The following is a 16,079-nucleotide window of genomic DNA, read 5'->3' on the forward strand; positions in this document are numbered from 1 at the left end:
GGCATGGGCACCCGGGTCGATCCTGCCGTCCCGCCTCAGAACTTCACCAGTTCCACGCGCCGGTTCTTCGCCCTGCCCTCCTCGTTGCCATTGGAGGCGACCGGGCTGGCGGCCCCGAAGCCCTTGGCTCTGAGCCGGTCCTTCGCGATGCCGGACGCGATGAGCGTGGTCATGACCGCCCTGGCACGGCCGTCGGAGAGAGACTGGTTGTGCGCGGCGGAGCCGGTCTCGTCGGTATAGCCGTTGATCGCCAGCTTGAGGCCGGGATTCGTCTTCAGCAGACTGGTCACCGCGTCGATCTGAGCGGCGGATTCCGACAGGATCTCAGTCTTGTCGGTGGCGAAATTGACATGGATCACCGCCCGCCCGGTCTTGTCGATGTCCTGTTTCAGCCGATCGGCGGGCAGCAGTGCGGCGGTCTGGGCGAACGGCTTCGTCTCCAGGATGGTCCAGCTCGCGCTGCTGCTGCCGGGCACAAAATGCACCCAGATCTGCCGGTCCGGGCGGCGGATCACCCATGTCTGCGTCGGCTCGGCGTAGACGTTGCCGAGGCCGTCATACATGCCGATCTTCACATCCTCGGGCAGGGTATCGGTCACCGTATCGGGGATCCTGCCGTCGGTGAGCTTCCGAGCCCCGGCCTGGGTCAGTACGGCCTCGATGTTCTTCTTCAGCTCATAGGACGAGTAGGTCTTGCCGTCCTTGGCACTGATGAGGGACAGGATGACCTTGCCCTCGACGTCGTGGAGCGCGGTGCCCGTCCAGAACGGGAAATGCCCGAACTCCCGCGTCTCGGGCGGGTTCATCGGCTGGTAGCCCGCCGGCAGCGCGAAATAGGGAAAGCCGCCGAGGGGCACGGTCGAGACGGGGATGTCGTCGAGCGGGACGCCGCCCGGTATGGTCCTGCCCTCGGGAGACGCCTGAGCCGCGCCAGGCTCTGCCACGCTTCCGCATGGGGCGAATGCAAGCGCCACCAGGAGGCAGACCGGTTTCAACGCGTTCATCGACCACTCCAGCACGACCGCGGGCACCGACAGGCCGGGCCCGCGCCGATGGACTCACGGCCGCGCAGGGCCATCAGCGGCTGGCAAGAAACGCCGCGCCGCCCTTGGCCGTCGAGTCGGACGGATGTCCGATGGAGCACGGGTCAATGCGGAACGCGATCTGTCGCGTCCCCGTGGAGAAGGACGCACGATTGGCCGGTGACGCGCTATCTCTCGGAACCACCGTCCTGAACACCGTTGGCGTCGCCTGAAATCACTCCCACTCGATTATCTCCTAGCTACCCAAGTTACTGAATTAGCGAAGGAAAAAATTTTCTGCGCGAAACCATACCGTCAGAGGTACCGCCAAAAATTGACGCTTTTGAAAACGCTGCCTTTTTTCCTCGAAATGTGGAAACTCACATTCCGTCATCTATCGCTGTCGCCGGCCAACAAGCTTACATCATGCCGACGCCGAGCGAGCTCCCACCGAGGCCGAAGACTGCACAGACCATTCCACGCCATCTTTCCCGAGACCGAGCAGGCTCAGGGTCACACAGGGAATCCGGCGTGAACGGAACTTTCGCTGCAGAAACTCGGCTTGAGCGACGTCATGGGTGGTTAAGAGAACTTGGTATCCTTCACCGCTAACGAGATTACCCATCAGATCCGCAAATGCCGCAGCATGGATTGAGTCATTGTGCTGCAAAGGATCGTCAAGAATGAGTGCCTTCCACCGTGACCAGGGGAAGGTCAGGCTAGCGGCGCATAGCATGCTAACCGCCAATGCAGCCATTTGACCTTCACTATGAACTAGCACCGGATCGATTTCTCCAACGGCCTTCGGAACCTCACCACCCTTTACGGCACTCTGCTCAATCCTCTTCCTTTTGACATGGAGATCGATGCCCACGCGCGGGTCGCAGAGAATTGCCTGATTGATCCGTGACATCAGGAAGCCCAAAGGCTTGATGTATTCGGAATTGAAGTCTTCAAGTTCGGCGCTAATATCGGCGCTCGCAGCCTTGGCAATCTCTTTGACCTCACGAACGGCTTCAGCGTCGGCCTCATCCTTGGCGCGAAGCGCCGCGGCGCGCGCCAGTACCTCGTCGCGGGTCGCATTCGGTGGCCCATCAACCTGATCTCGAATTTGGTCGAGCACCGTTCTGTGACTGACCTGTCGCGACCAAGCCAGGCGCCCTTCACGGAGACGCGCAAGCCTTGCCGCCGCCTCTTTCGCAACGAGTCTCGAAGCAGCGATGCGACCTTCGATAATTTGAATCGCTGCAAGATCTGGGGCTGGGCCAAACCGTTTGAGACCAAGCCAGTCGTCGCCGACCCTGCGCTGCGTCTCATCAAGGTCGTGCTTACGAGAATCGATTTCGGCCAGCCGCGCTCTCAAGCCGGCGCGCTCCGCTTCCAAGGCGCCTTCAGCGGTGTCGGCGTCAGTAAGTGCCCTCGTTGCGGCAGCAAACGCCTCCTCATGTCCGAGCAATTCTGCCTCCGCCTCCTGAATCATTCGCGAGAGGTCATTGGGATCAATATCACTCAGCGTCCCCGTTGCAGAATTCGCGCTGGCCTCATCTAACCTCGCCCGTTCGAGCGAAGCTGCAAGATCTGTTGCCGCGCGGGTGGCGGCATCGAGCCTTCGTTGGGCTGCATCCCGTTCGCGAATGGCGCGAGAGTAGTCGGCGCTCGATGTCTGACCGTCGAGGGCGGGGTGTGTTTGCCAACGCTGCTTCCGCTTGCGTCTCGCACCTATCGCCGCGATCGTTTCAGCCACGCGCGCTCGTGTCGCGGCCAGATCGATCGGCGTTTCGGTCGCACCGCCGTCGAGTCGGGAGACCAGCCGAACACGCTGCTCTCGCTCGACGTTCAAGTCTGCACGCGCCGATAAGATTGCCGCTTGCGACACCTGCAATTGTTGGAGCTCGGAATTGCGAGCGCCGAGGGCGGCTGACAGGCTCTTGAGCTTTTCCTCTTGCGCGAAAAGGGCCGGTGCGAGGCGCTCTGCAGCAGTCGAGACCCGAGTCCTCAATTCCGCAGCGCTGTCAAAATGAGTTGCACAAAGCGGGCAGTCGCAGGCGTCGGAAGGCAGATGCGTGGCGATTGACGCGATTGCGTTCGACATCGTGTCGACCGTGTCGCGAAGACTTTCGACGAGTGCGGTTTGTGCGTCGACCGTATCGGTCGCGGTCGCCACCATTTCTTTGCTACGTTCCACGGCTGCATCGATGTCCGGATTGCCGGCTTCAAGTCCAGCAAGCGCGAATGACTTTTCTCCAATGCGAGCTTCACAAGCAGTTGCTTGATCGACCGTCGCCGCAATGTCGCGTAAGCGATCCATTTCCTCGCCGCATTGGTCGATCTCGTCGTTTATCCGTTGTGAGATCTGTCGCCTTCGCTCGGCAATCGTGACGCCGCTCTCCGCTACTTTCTTGGCCTGATCAGCGGCCGCCTCCGCAACCCCTGCTTCGCGGTGCTCGGTATCCAGCCGGGCGACAAGGGTGCGCGCGTCCCGCAGTGCTCGAAGTCGGGATAAGACCGTCGATGTGCCAGCAACGCGCTGCTGATGGGTCGTAACGTCGGTTCTGCGATCACTTTGCAGCTTTTGCGCCTGCACAAGTTGATCTCCAAGCACATCAATACGCTTTTGAGTAGTTGCGCGTGATGCTGCGACTTCGGCAAGATCAGTCAGGACCCGCTGCAGCTCACTGTGAAGGCGCCTCGCCTCCTCCGTCTGGGCCTCGGCCGAAAAACAATCGCGCTCGTTTCGATCTATCGTGGCCTGCAACCCCTCAATCGACGGCTCGTCGAGATCGCCAGGCGATGCGCCAAACCCCTGACCCTCGAATTCGGCTTGTATGAGCTGCGCCCCAATCCGGCGAGCCTCCGCTTGCGCAGCAGCGTCGTCCAGAGCGCCGGAAACCCGTGCCTCAACCCATAGAGCGGACTCCTGCTCCATAAGATCGCCCAAGCTCTTCGCGTCTCGCTCGAGCGCTTCTATTTGCCGAGCGTAGGCGCGGACAACCGTTGTGTTCCCTTGACCGTGCAGAGCATTGGCAATTGCCTCGATCGCTGTGCTCTGCGCGGCTTCCTTCAGAATATCGAACCGCTCGCTCGACTTGCGATAGGTCAACCTGGAAAGCGTCGATTGCCCGAGAAAATGGGTCAGCAGGAGATAGCGCTGCAGCTCCGAGATGCGCTGCTGCCATGCAGGAGCGCGCAGAAAGGCAGTGATATCGGGAACGTTGCCGCTAAGCTGTGACGTTGTCGATTTCGCGGACAGCAAGCTTCGTTCGATGGTGCTTTCGTCCGAAAAGACCATCGTCGTACTGGTCGGCCCTGGCTCTCCCTCCCGCCACCGGCACAGGTAAGTGCCTGGTTTATTCACGCCGTTCGCGTCACGGAAATGGTCGATGCGGTCGGAGAGCGCCCATTCCAGCGCATCGAACAGAGAGGATTTGCCCAGGCCGTTGCTGCCATGAACGATAAGCACTCCTGGCTCAGGCGGGAGCTCCACATCGAGCGTGGCAAAGCTGCGGAACTGCCGAAGTGCGACTTGCTTCAGATAGAGTGGTGTCATTCGGCTTGCTCCCGGGCGGCAACCAACTGCGGGATCAATCCGTCAGGGTCATCCTTATAGGTGTCGGCGAGTTTGACCCACCGCTCGGCCGCTGGTTCGGACAGACCATGCCTTACGAGGATCCGCTCGGCCAATCCTTGGTTATGGTCGAGTGGCGCGTTAAGTACCGCGTCAAGCGAACGCCAGGGTTGGGCCAGGAATGTTCGTGCGAGGAAATGCTCGTACGATGTATCCAAAGCGTCGGCGTCTGGCATCCAGATCACTTTCCGGCACACCGTCTCGTCCCTTTCGGCCAGGTCGATGATGCCGCGCCAGTCAGCTTGCGATCCCGTCGTCGTCACGCACAACATGATGTGTGCGTTGATTACCTCCTCAGCGCGCATGTAGGATCGCGCGATCACCATCTGGTTATGCAGTGCCTTTAGCGATACCTGCATGTCCTCGCTGGTCTTTAGCGCAATTGGTCCGACCAACGCAGGATACGCGCCGAGACGCAGCCCAATCGTGTTCTCAGGAAGCGACGCGGCAGATGCATCCTGTCGCCCTCTGAATTTGGGCGAAACGAAATCTGGCTCGATCGTCGCAGACCATCCGATTTGTTGGGCTGACGCGATCAGCTTGTCGCGAAGAACGTCAGGAGTCATTTGGCAAGCTCCTCCAATTCCTTGTCTTGCCTCGCGCGCAACGCCGCAAATTCGACTTCCACGGCAGCCCGCCAGACCGCAACATCGTCCGTCAGGCGTGCACGCCATTGCTTGTCGTTACGGATCACCACGGGGCGTACCCGCCTCGCCGCCGCCATTCCCAAGGCGGGCTTGCCACCATCGAGAACACGGCCGGGTGGATCCAGAACTTCAACTTCGGCCGAGCCCGACAGGATCAGTGCATCGACACCCCACTGATCGGGCTGGTCCCAAATCGCGATAGGCTGCTGCCCGACCATCTGGCAACCCGAGCCCAACGCCACCGCATTATGGCTGAATTTGAGATTGCCCCGGTCAGCAAAGGCCGGCTCGAGCGGCTCTCCGTGATGGGTCGCGAGCATCATCACGAGCGCTGTCGCGAGATAGCGAATCGTAGCATGATCGCCGCTCCAAGGCGAACGCTCATCCTGTTCGACATCCGCAAGCCAACGAAGAAAAGCGGCGAGAAGCGCTTTATCGGCAAGCAAAGAGCCATGCCAAGCTGTCCAAGTCGGTCCGATCGCATCCGCAATCGACGCATGGAGTGGACCCAGCGTCTCGCATTGACGACTGATCAAAACAGATCGGACGCGCTGGTCCAACAGGCGAAGCAGGCAGGCATCGATGGCCTCATCCAGCGCCGTAACATCAAGCGCCATTACAGGATAATGTGACACCGCGGACGGCACGGGATCGATCGTCGGAACGAGCTTCCGCCACTCCGTCAGCCCATCCGGCCCTGCCACGAGCACAATGCGGCCACCGCTTGCTCGCGCCAGCCGAACGATGTCAGCACAGCCCGCCATCTTATCCGGCGTCACGGCGAGGTGAAGAACAACGTTGCCGGTCAGTCGTTCGCATTGTTCGGCGATTTCTAGAAGACGCCGACTTCCGCGCTCGGTCGGGACGTGAGCAGCCGGATCACTACCTATCACGATCGTCGCCCGCGCGGCAGCGAGATTGGCTTGCGAGGCTTGCTGCGATGCATGGTCTTCGAGCTTCTCGATCCGCAGCGCCTCAAAGAAATCGTAAGTTTCGCTGTCGAGAACCGGCGGCAGGTTGAGGTGAGGTTGCGCCGCCAGCAGCGCCGTAACATGCGCCTTGTAAGCCGCGAAGTGCGCGCCAGCGGCGGCGTAGCGCACCGCCCGGTCAGGACCGTGACGCAGGATCACATGCTCATGCGTTTCGGTCAGTGGGACGCCACTGACATTGAGACCGCTGACCTGAAAGCCTCCGGTGCTCGCAACGACATCCGTGACTTGTCCAGAACTTCGCTGCACCGGACGACCCACCTGCTTCGCGGCCTCGAGAACCGCAAACACCATCACCTGGTTGAGCTGAGAAGCCTTTGACGCCGCAAACAGCGGACCCGAGCTGTTTATTGTCACCTGGCGATCAGATCGCAAAATTTGGCTGAGCCTATCGAGTATGCCCCACTCGCCGAATAGCGGAAGGAGCTGCGCCGTGAACGCTGGTTCGAGATCGGCTCCGACAGCGACCCCGGCACATGCCGCCTCTGTCGTCGCGCGAAGCGCATCATCAGAAAAGTAGTTCAAGAACCGCCGCGTAAATCCGACATGGTCAAAATCCTGAACCAGCAGATTCAACAAGTCGGTGAGACCACCATCGCCATTGCCACTGACGATGTAAGTCGCAGGGCTGTGCGGTTCGGCTGCCGCTGACCCAGTCGAATTCTGTTTCCAATAGTGGACTGGTACGGCTGCCCCGCAAGAGATCTCATCGCCGAAACCGATCGCGAGTACGACATGGTCAAATTGGCGATAGTTGACCGCGCCGTTGAACGTGAGTCCAAGCCGCCACCGTGCACCCACCTTGCCCAAGGATGTCAAACGGTGCGCGGACTTGAACTCAAGGTTTTGCAGGCGCGCCTCCGCAGCATCGAAATCGGCCTGAAGCCGCGCGCAAACCGCGCCGCCATTGCTCGCGGACCAATCCAATATCGGCAGACCCGCACGGTCGTCGAGCGACCCGAGCCCGGGCCACTCATAGATATGAGGATGCAGCAGCCGAGGCGACGCGCTCTGTAGCTGTAAGATCGACGCGGCTGGATCATACAGCATCACGTCGTTACCGAGCAGTGCCAGCCCTAGCGCCGCCGTAACGCCCGCAGCACCAGCACCGACCACAGCAATGTTGTCGTTGGGCTTCAGATTGCCGGGACGGCTCAGCGCATGAACAAGTCTCAGCGCACGCACCTGTTGGGAATAAAATGTGATCCGCCTGTCGAATGCGCCGACGAAATGAAGACCACTGTCAGCAGGATCTCCTGCAGCCCGAATCCAGTCATCAAAGGGAAGCGGACCTGTCATACCAGACCAGCAACCTGATACTTGCGCGCTGGCCGTCCCGCCAGCTCGGGCCGGAACCAACTTTCGTGTTTGAAATTGTTGCTCATCTACATCCCCCCAATCGCTCTATTTCGCTGCATCGTTTGCTCGCGCTGCGATATCCCCGCAACGCTCCATGAGTGCTGAGAACGGTTCAGCGTCTTCCAGCAGAAGCCCGTCCTCGACCATGCGGCCGTAGTCTTCTTGCAGCGCCTTGGAGGCATCGCCTCCGGGCACAAGCTGCAAACCGCCATTCACGGCGGCCACGTAGTCGATCGGACTGCGATCGGCCGCCTTCTCGGCGAAGAACATGCCCTTGTGGCGCGCGACTGCGGCCGCCAGATCGCGATCCGCGAAAGCCGCTTCCGCAAGGCCGGCCTCATCCAGCCGCACGACATCATGCCAGTGTCGTGCGAAGCGATCGCCGCGGAGCCGCTCCTGCAGGCAGAAGACGTGGATCGCCGTCGCCTTTTCCCAGAAGGTTCGCTCGGCGTGCATGACGCGGGGCCGTGCCGTCGGAAACGCCACGCCTTCGATCAGACCGGATGCGTCGCAGGCGATGTCCCGCAGACTTGCCGGCTCGCCCGTCGATCGCGCGCCGAACTCGAGCATCACGCTCGGCGCCACGTAGCCGGAGCCCGCCGCGATCGGTTCATAGTCGATGAACAGCTTCTCGTCCTCGATGCGGATGGCAGCAGCCAACGCCTCCGCTGCCAGCACGCCCGCGATCACCGGTTGGGCGTTCCCCGCCACCCACTCCGGCAAGCGCTTGCGCACCTCGCTCGACCAGCGCTTCTCCTCGCTCCGCGTTTTCGGCAACGCCTCACCGTTGGCCCCTACTAGGTCGGGCGCGATCGCCCGGATATCGTAGGTCAGGTCGACGTCCTCGGAAAAACGCCGGATGACCCCATAGGCTTTTGACAGTGATGTGCCGCCCTTGAACACCAGATTTTCGCCGAGCGCTGATCCGTAGAGCGCCGCGAGCGCCCACACCACCCACACATCCTTCTCAAGGAGGTGCGGCGGTCGTCCCGACTGGTCGGCCGCGACGTTTAGCGCCTCGCGGCGATCATCGACCGGAAGGTGAAGAAAGGCGTCAGCCATGCGCCGCCTTTCCCACGCTGCGCGCGAGCCAGGTCGGAAGCTGCGGCGCTGCCGCCACCAGATCGCTGAAGGTGGCCGGTGAGAGCTTCCGCTTCAGCGTTTTCAAGGCGGCTTCCGCCTTCTCCGGCCCAAGCCAGGCCAGCGCCCGCACAGCCTCGCCGGCCGGCTTATGAGCCATGGTGAGTTGCCAGCGCGGAGCATGACGAAGTTCGACGACTTGCTTGCCGAGATTCATCATTCGGCTGCGGCCGGAGGTCAGATATACTGATCGGACAGGCACCTGCGTCGTCAGGCCGAGGGTGTTGGCGGCCGCCGCTCCGCTTGGGACGATGACTTCACCACGCTGGTTGGCGAGCGCCTCGACCGCTTGCTCAACAGATGGCGACCTGGTGCCGAACCTGCTCTTGACGGGACTCAGATAGACGCCGCGACCGGCCCGGATCAGTTGGCCTCGCTCGGTCAGACGCGACAAAGCCTGATCCACTGCGGCGCGATTACCAAGGTGGAGCAAGCTCTTAGCTGCCACGGGTGTGCCTTCGGACAACCCCTCGGCATGCACAAGAATCTGTTCGGTCAACCGTTGCATGGCTAAATCTCCTGTCAGAAACATATGCTGTTTTCTGACAGTTTTCAAGATCTCGATCCCAGGGCAGTGCCTAATCGCCTTCCCGCCAAAGGACGGGGTGGTTTCCCAGAAACGCCATGCGGACACGTCCTTCCGCCGATCAAGCTGGGGAAAACACGGTCGTAGTCCCGGATACCCTTGACGGCGCGCGATTCATTCACCACCTTCACGTTAATGAAGTGAGGATAGTGAATTGCGGCATCGACTGATCCATTATAGCGGCGTCCAAACCGTGCTTTCGGGCGCCATCCCCGGACGCAAGGTGTTGAGTGCACTGATCGCGGCGACGCCCTCCACGGAAGCGCCTGCGCCCGCTTTCCTCGACTTCGACGGCATCGAGGTGGCCACCGCCTCATTCCTGCGCGAGGCGGTTATCGGCTTCCGCGATTACGCCCGACAGTCGTTGCCCAACGTCTATCCCGTCGTCGCAAATATAGTCCCTGCCGTCGCCGAAGAGCTGGATTTCTTCGTCCGGGCGCGCGGCGACGTCATTTGGAGCTGCGACCTCGATGCAAAGGACCAAGTCGTCGGGGCTCGACTGATCGGCGATCTCGATCCTGCTCAACGATCGACCTTCGACGCGGTGATCGAACTCGGTGCGATCACTGCCCCCGAGCTCGCTGCCCGGTTCGCCGACCAGAGGATCGGGCCGACCGCCTGGAACAACCGGCTATCGGCGCTGGCGACCAAGGGCCTGCTGGTCGAACGCAAGCAGGGCAAGTCCAAGTCGTTCAGTCCGCTTCTGGGGATCGCCTGATGGGCCTTGATTACATCCGCTCGCAGACTGGCAAGCCTTGGCGCAAACGCTGGGACGGCGGCCTCGACCGCCTGAAGGCGCCAAGCCTGCTCGACCTCAATATGTCGGAGGCTGCGCGCACCGTCACCGCAGAGTTGAGAGCTGGCTGTCGCGTCAAGACGGGCGACACGCTGATCGTTCAGAGCGGCAGTGACGGCCTCGCCGTCAGCGATGGGCTGCGTGCCATCGGCCGCATCACCAATCCTTCGCCGGAGTTGACCACTGCCGTCCGCGACGGCGGCGGCTATGCCGAGGGCGTACTTCAGCGCGTCGGCCTGTTCGGTGACACCGCGGAGATCAGCGTCAAATGAACCGACGGCCGCCCCACGAACCTTCGCGCCATTTTTCCCGACCTAACAAGCTGTGGGACGATGCGACGCGCCATGCGCGTTCGTTGGGGTGTCCGACCTGCCTCGAACGCGACCGCTGCGGCGGGGTCCACACCGACACCGGCATCTTCGACTGCGGTGACCTCTGCACTTGCAAGGACAAAAGCAAGTGCGACATGGTCTGCCGGTTCAAGCCGAGCCACTTCGTCGCTCGTATGCGCGAGGTTCGCGGGCTCGGCTTCGAGAACGCGCCGCGGGTTGCGGCGAACGGCGTGCCGGACCTGCCCACCATCGCGCCCTTCGTCGATCATCGCTACGGCCGCGCTGCCACGCTCGATGAGCCGGTAGTCGCGATCTCGCTTTACGAGCTTGTCAACCTCGCGAACGGCAAGCCGCACGTCACTTCGCGCCCCGAGCTTGCGGCTCGATTCCTCATCCCAAAAGGCGCGCGGATCGTCGTCACGGGAGTCGACAAGGACGGCCCAATCGAGCGCTGGTGGGAGTTGAAGGAGCGCGCCGTGATCCTCGCTGCTTTGAAGGCGCTCGGCGTCACGCTGATCACGACACCGAACTACAGCGTGCTGACCGACGTGCCACGCACCGACAACCTTCATTCGATGAAGCGCATCCTGTTGGCCTGGACCGAGATGGCGGCCGCGGGCCTGCCGGCTGCCTTGCATGTCAACGGCCGCACCCAGCAGGACTACTCCCGGTGGGCCGAACTCATCGCCGACCGCCCCGAGATCGAGATCCTCGCCTTCGAATTCGCTACCGGATGCGGCCGCGGAGAACGTATCGACTGGCACGTTGCCGAGCTTTGCGCGCTTGCAGATCGTGTCGGACGCCCGCTCGCGCTTGTCATCCGGGGTGGCAGCCGTAAGCTCGCCGAGCTGCGACGCCACTTCGCCCAAGTTACCTTGATCGACACTGAAGCCTTTTCGCGGACCATCCGGCGACGGCGCGCCTATCTGACCGAGTCCGGCCGCATCAAGTGGGCGAAATATCCAACGCCGCGAGGCGCGCCGATCGACGAGCTCCTGGCCCACAATATCGCGCTGGTTCGCGCCTCCTACGAGGCCTCGTCAAAGCCCGCCCTACGGCTAAGGCCGCCGACCCGGCGCTTGCGGCGCGCAGCGCACCGAGATGGTGAGCCCATCCAGCCAGGCCTTCTGCGCCAGCTCCACCTGCCCGGTGAGACTCGGGGCGTTGCCCCGGAGCCGCAGGGCGTGATCACCGCTGCGAAACCTTAGCTCGGCGGCATCATGGGCGAGCGCGCGAAACAACTGTCCGATACCATAACCGTGGCCGGTGCTCCGCGCGTGTCGCGATGCACCGTCGGAAGCGGCGACCCGCAGCGCCGCCCCGGAATCAGCGAGGCCAGCGAAGTCGGGATTCTCGCGCAGGCTGGCAAGCACGCCACGACCCGCGTCGGCAACAACAAACTCGAAGGCCCCATCGCTCGCGGCATAGGCGACGAGGCCGCTCTCCGGCCGTCCGCTGTGCTCGAAGACATTGTCCTGCAATTCGCCGAGCGCACCCATCAGCCCTGCAGCCATTCCCCGGGGGAGACCCGCTGCGACAGCCGCATTCTCGGCATGCTTGGCCCACTGATCCCAAACCAATCCCCCGGATCCGAGGTCGTCGGTATCAAAACGCGACAATGGAAACACGCCCGCGCGATCACGGGCTCCCGCGCCACTTATCACGCCGTCACCCAGCGCGCGCACAATCTGGAGAAACACGGGCGCCTCAACCACTATGGCGCGATAGGCGTCGGGCAGCGCGGCTGCCGCTGTAGCCAGCTCGACAAGCGGCCCGATCCTGCCCGATCGGCCGAGCGTCACGGGGCCGAGTTTTGGCAGCCGCCCAGCGACGGCTTGCCAAAGCAGATCGTCGACTGCCTCGAAATCTGCGGCGATCTGTATTGGCGCGCCTCTATTCAAACCTTTCCCCCACCCCGCCAACCGGCGCACGGACCGAGCTTTGCTACCGCCTCTTCTAACACAGCGGTGTACAACAACTCAGCCCTTGGTTGCGGTTTTGCCCAAATACGTCTCGCAAGAAGCGGCATTTCGGCCGTCGTGATCGAGAGGAGATGATCATCAGTCTCGATCTTCCCAGTGATGCCCCTACGCTTCCCCCTGCCGCGGCGGAGCCCGCACCCGGCACCACCACCGACATGCCGGCGATCCAATCACTCGACGCACCAGCGTTCCTGCGCCTATTTCAGCTTCGTGGCGCCCAGATCATGTGGTTTTTGGGCGCGGGTGCATCGCGCTCGGCCGGCATCAAGACCGCCGGCGATATGATCTGGGATTTTAAACAGCGGCTTTACCGGTCGCAGAAGAAACTATCCCCGTCGGCCATCACCGATATCGGCGAGCCAGCCGTGCAACGGAAGCTCCAAGCCCATTTCGACGGGTCTGGCGGATTTCCACCTGCCGGCTCGGAGACGGAGTACTCGGCCTATTTTGAAGCGACTTACCACGCACCGCGCGATCGGCGCGCATATCTTGACGAACTTATAGCGCGGGGTAAGCCGTCGTTCGGCCATCACGCGCTCGCGCTGCTTATGGCCGAAGATCTCTGCCGGATCGTCTGGACCACCAATTTTGACCGTACTATCGAGGACGCGTCCGCCGAGCGCTTCGCCGGCACGGGGCGCTTGGTCATCGCCGACCTCAAGGAACCGGAGAAAATCCGTCGTGCCGTCGATGAGAACCGCTGGCCGGTCTACGGCAAGCTACACGGCGACTATCATTCGGATGCGCTGAAAAACACCGACGCGGAACTCCGCGCGCAGGACGCAGAAATGCGGCGCAATCTAGTCGACGCCTGCCGAAGGGCTGGCCTGGCCGTCATCGGCTACAGCGGGCGCGACGCGTCGACCATGGAGGCATTCACGGAAGCGCTCGACGAAGGTCGCGGCTTTCCGGGTGGGCTATTTTGGTTCAAACGCAGCCAAGATACTCCCTACCCCGCCGTACCGGAGCTGATCGGGCGCGCGCGCGCGCTGGGCATCGACGCGCACATGGTCGAGGCCGAATCCTTCGACGAGCTCTTCTCGGATCTTCTGCGCTTCTTGCCACAGACCGCCGACAAGCTGGCTGGAATTGGCGGCGCCGCCCGACCGCGCCTCTCGACCACAAAGCCTCGACCAGTCGGCGGCGCGGTGCCGGCCATCCGAATGAACGCCCTAGCCGTCACGTCACGGCCGGCTCTCTGCAGAATCGTCGACTGCAAGATCGGCGGTGACAAGGAGATCGAGGAAGCGATCGCCAAGGCCGGAGTCGACATCATCGCACATCGCATTCGAGACGGCGTCCTCGCCTTCGGTCGTGACACCGATGTCCGTAAGGTTTTCGAACCTTATGAGATCAAGGCGTTCGACCAACATCCGCTGTCCTCGCGGCGGCTCGTCAAGGAGGGCGGCGAACGCGCTCTGGTTCGCGACGCGCTCTTCCGCGCCATCGCAACGCGCCCTGGCTTTGCTCACGAACGCCGGCGCGGCCGCGTCCGCCTGGTGCCCCTTGCTGGGGCTGTTCCAGCGTCAGTTTTCAACAATGACAAGGCAAAACCAGTCGACCGCGTGAGCGGTCTGGTGCCGCACACCACTATAGCTTGGAGCGAAGCCTGCGGCCTCCGGGTGGATTATCGCCTCGACCAGCTGTGGCTTCTCGTCGAGCCCACGTTGAGCGTCGCGCTCGATGACGAAACCCCCGACGACGTCGTCGAATTAACGCGCGAATTCGTTCGCGAGCGCCGCGCGCGCAGACACAATCGCCTTGCCAACGCCATGCTCGACGGATGGATTAGCCTCATTGTCGGGCGCGAACCAAGAGTGCGTCTCAAAACCTTCAATATTGCAGACGGCATCGACGCCGAATTTGAAATTCTTCGGACGTCCGCCTTTAGCGGGATCGCCAAGACATGAACGCCGCTGCGCAACCGTTTCGCCTTCCGGGACACATCGTGCTGCCCGAGCCCCAACTTCGCTTCGGGTCGGACAACGCCCATGATGTCGACATTCACCCCATGGAGGGGCTGATCCGGTTTGGGCCCTATAGCCAGGGCAAGCTCTCCCCCGTCGCAAACCCGATCCGGATCGGCATCATCGTTCCGGCGGACCTCGAGGATGCCTTCGTCCGCCAGATGCGCGAGCTGGACCAGCCGCATCAGCCGCGTGAGCGGAAGCAATATCTTCCGCCCTTCCCGGGCTTCGAGAAGGTGTTCGGCGTTCGCCTGTCCCGAGGAGGTTCCGCGAGCCGGATTGTTCTCTCTCAAGACTTGGATCGCCAGATCGAAACGGCGGCGGCGCCGCACGTCGTTTTGGCCGACGCGCTGACCCGCGCGCTCTTCGCGCTTCGGAACGCACGCGACAGCTTCGACGTGGTCATCATCCTACTCAAGGAAAGCTGGTCGCCGGCGTTTCGCGGTCCGGCCGGCGAGGACTTCGACCTCCATGATTACGTGAAAGCCTATGCCGCGTCCGAAGGAATCTGCGTCCAGTTTCTGCGCGAAGATAGCGCATTGAATTATCGGTGCCGGTGCAGCGTCGCTTGGCGGCTTGGGATCGCGCTGTACACAAAAGCCGGCGGAACGCCCTGGGTACTCGCCGACGTCGAACCCGGTACGGCCTTTATTGGCATCGACTATGCGCTGCGCGCCGGCGACAATGCCGCCCAGCGCTTCGCGATTTGTTGCAGCCAGGTTTTCGATGCCGAAGGATCAGGCCTCGAATTCGTGGCCTATGAGGCCGACGGCGTGCATATGTTCGGAAAGAACCCGTATCTTCGCCGCGATCAGATGCTGAAGGTGATGGCGCGCAGCCTTGCCATCTACCAACGCAAGCATTCCGGCGATCCGCCGAGACGCGTGGTCGTACATAAGAACACCGAATTTCGCGCGGACGAAATCGAGGGAGTCTTCGACGCGCTGCCGAACGCCAACTCGATCGAGCTTGTGCATGTGCAGCAAAGCTGTGGTTGGCGCGGCGTATTTATCGCCGCTCCGCAGCAGCCTCACGGATACCCGTGTCGCCGTGGCACGACATTTCAGCTCGGCGCCAATGAAGCATTGCTATGGACGCAGGGCAATCTGCCCGCTGTCGCCAACGGCAAGGATTATTTCAAAGAGGGCAAGGGCACGCCCGAACCCTTGTTATTGGTCCGTCACGCAGGCCTCGGCAGCATCGACGATCTCTGCCGCGAAACGCTCGCGCTGACAAAAATGGACTGGAACAACGACGGCCCTTATGACCGGCTACCTGTGACGCTGAATTTCGCCAGCACGCTCGCCACCATCGTAAAGCGGATGCCAAAACTTCAGCCACAATCCTACCCGGTGCGCCTCTTCATGTAGCCGCACTTTAGGGCAGCGTCCCGAGGACCACGAACAGCGCCATCCCCACTCTCGTAGTGAAACCGCCCTCATTGCTCGCCCGTGCAGGATCCCTGCGCAGGTCGAATAGCTGCTCATTCGGCACAGCTGCGACCGCGGAGCCGGCCGGCAACATGGACTTTCACCTCATCGGTCACATCGCTCATGGCCATTAAAAGCGTGCTATCTGCTCCGATTGGCAAGAATTATACATTAATTTCAATATCATGGTAGCGAATGGCTCCC

Annotated in this window: 12 protein-coding genes; 6 read left to right on the forward strand and 6 right to left on the reverse strand. The window is 62.0% G+C overall.

What is annotated here, in order from left to right:
* Positions 1-35: 35 nt before the first annotated feature.
* From MKK51_RS17405 to MKK51_RS17430, 6 genes are all read right to left on the reverse strand, one after another.
* The gene (locus tag MKK51_RS17405; protein WP_243979075.1) at positions 36-1,004 is read right to left on the reverse strand and encodes an OmpA family protein; all 969 of its coding nucleotides are present in this window, start codon (positions 1,002-1,004) and stop codon (positions 36-38) included.
* A gap of 442 nt (positions 1,005-1,446) precedes the next feature.
* Positions 1,447-4,569, reverse strand: coding sequence for an AAA family ATPase (locus MKK51_RS17410; RefSeq protein ID WP_243979076.1), 3,123 nt, complete (start codon positions 4,567-4,569; stop codon positions 1,447-1,449).
* Positions 4,566-5,213: an ABC-three component system middle component 1 gene (locus MKK51_RS17415; RefSeq protein WP_243979077.1), complete on the reverse strand. Its 648-nt coding sequence runs from the start codon at positions 5,211-5,213 to the stop codon at positions 4,566-4,568. The genes MKK51_RS17410 and MKK51_RS17415 overlap by 4 nt, the downstream gene beginning before the upstream one ends.
* The gene (locus MKK51_RS17420) at positions 5,210-7,582 is read right to left on the reverse strand and encodes an ABC-three component system protein (RefSeq protein ID WP_243979078.1); all 2,373 of its coding nucleotides are present in this window, start codon (positions 7,580-7,582) and stop codon (positions 5,210-5,212) included. Before MKK51_RS17420 ends, MKK51_RS17415 begins: the two co-directional genes overlap by 4 nt.
* A 105-nt stretch (positions 7,583-7,687) precedes the next feature.
* The gene (locus MKK51_RS17425; RefSeq protein ID WP_243979079.1) at positions 7,688-8,704 is read right to left on the reverse strand and encodes a nucleotidyl transferase AbiEii/AbiGii toxin family protein; all 1,017 of its coding nucleotides are present in this window, start codon (positions 8,702-8,704) and stop codon (positions 7,688-7,690) included.
* Positions 8,697-9,290: a DUF6088 family protein gene (locus MKK51_RS17430; protein ID WP_243979080.1), complete on the reverse strand. Its 594-nt coding sequence runs from the start codon at positions 9,288-9,290 to the stop codon at positions 8,697-8,699. Before MKK51_RS17430 ends, MKK51_RS17425 begins: the two co-directional genes overlap by 8 nt.
* Positions 9,291-9,561: 271 nt before the next feature.
* On the opposite strand from MKK51_RS17430, the gene MKK51_RS17435 reads away from it, so the two are divergent.
* Genes MKK51_RS17435 through MKK51_RS17460 form a run of 6 tightly spaced genes read left to right on the forward strand, consistent with a single transcriptional unit; the run spans position 9,562 to position 15,815 of the window.
* On the forward strand, positions 9,562-10,086 hold the full coding sequence (locus MKK51_RS17435; RefSeq protein WP_243979081.1) for a hypothetical protein: 525 nt from the start codon (positions 9,562-9,564) through the stop codon (positions 10,084-10,086).
* Complete coding sequence (locus tag MKK51_RS17440) at positions 10,086-10,436, forward strand: hypothetical protein (protein ID WP_243979082.1); 351 nt, start codon at positions 10,086-10,088, stop codon at positions 10,434-10,436. The genes MKK51_RS17435 and MKK51_RS17440 overlap by 1 nt, the downstream gene beginning before the upstream one ends.
* The gene (locus MKK51_RS17445; RefSeq protein ID WP_243979083.1) at positions 10,433-11,704 is read left to right on the forward strand and encodes a DUF4417 domain-containing protein; all 1,272 of its coding nucleotides are present in this window, start codon (positions 10,433-10,435) and stop codon (positions 11,702-11,704) included. The genes MKK51_RS17440 and MKK51_RS17445 overlap by 4 nt, the downstream gene beginning before the upstream one ends.
* Positions 11,705-11,716: 12 nt before the next feature.
* On the forward strand, positions 11,717-12,553 hold the full coding sequence (locus MKK51_RS17450; RefSeq protein ID WP_243979084.1) for a hypothetical protein: 837 nt from the start codon (positions 11,717-11,719) through the stop codon (positions 12,551-12,553).
* Positions 12,550-14,388: an SIR2 family protein gene (locus MKK51_RS17455; RefSeq protein WP_243979085.1), complete on the forward strand. Its 1,839-nt coding sequence runs from the start codon at positions 12,550-12,552 to the stop codon at positions 14,386-14,388. The genes MKK51_RS17450 and MKK51_RS17455 overlap by 4 nt, the downstream gene beginning before the upstream one ends.
* Positions 14,385-15,815 (forward strand): argonaute/piwi family protein, encoded by a 1,431-nt coding sequence (locus MKK51_RS17460; protein WP_243979086.1) that lies wholly within the window; start codon positions 14,385-14,387, stop codon positions 15,813-15,815. Before MKK51_RS17455 ends, MKK51_RS17460 begins: the two co-directional genes overlap by 4 nt.
* The last annotated feature ends 264 nt before the right edge of the window (positions 15,816-16,079 follow it).

The organism is Methylobacterium sp. E-045 (assembly GCF_022829685.1).
In the GTDB taxonomy this organism is placed as follows: domain Bacteria; phylum Pseudomonadota; class Alphaproteobacteria; order Rhizobiales; family Beijerinckiaceae; genus Methylobacterium.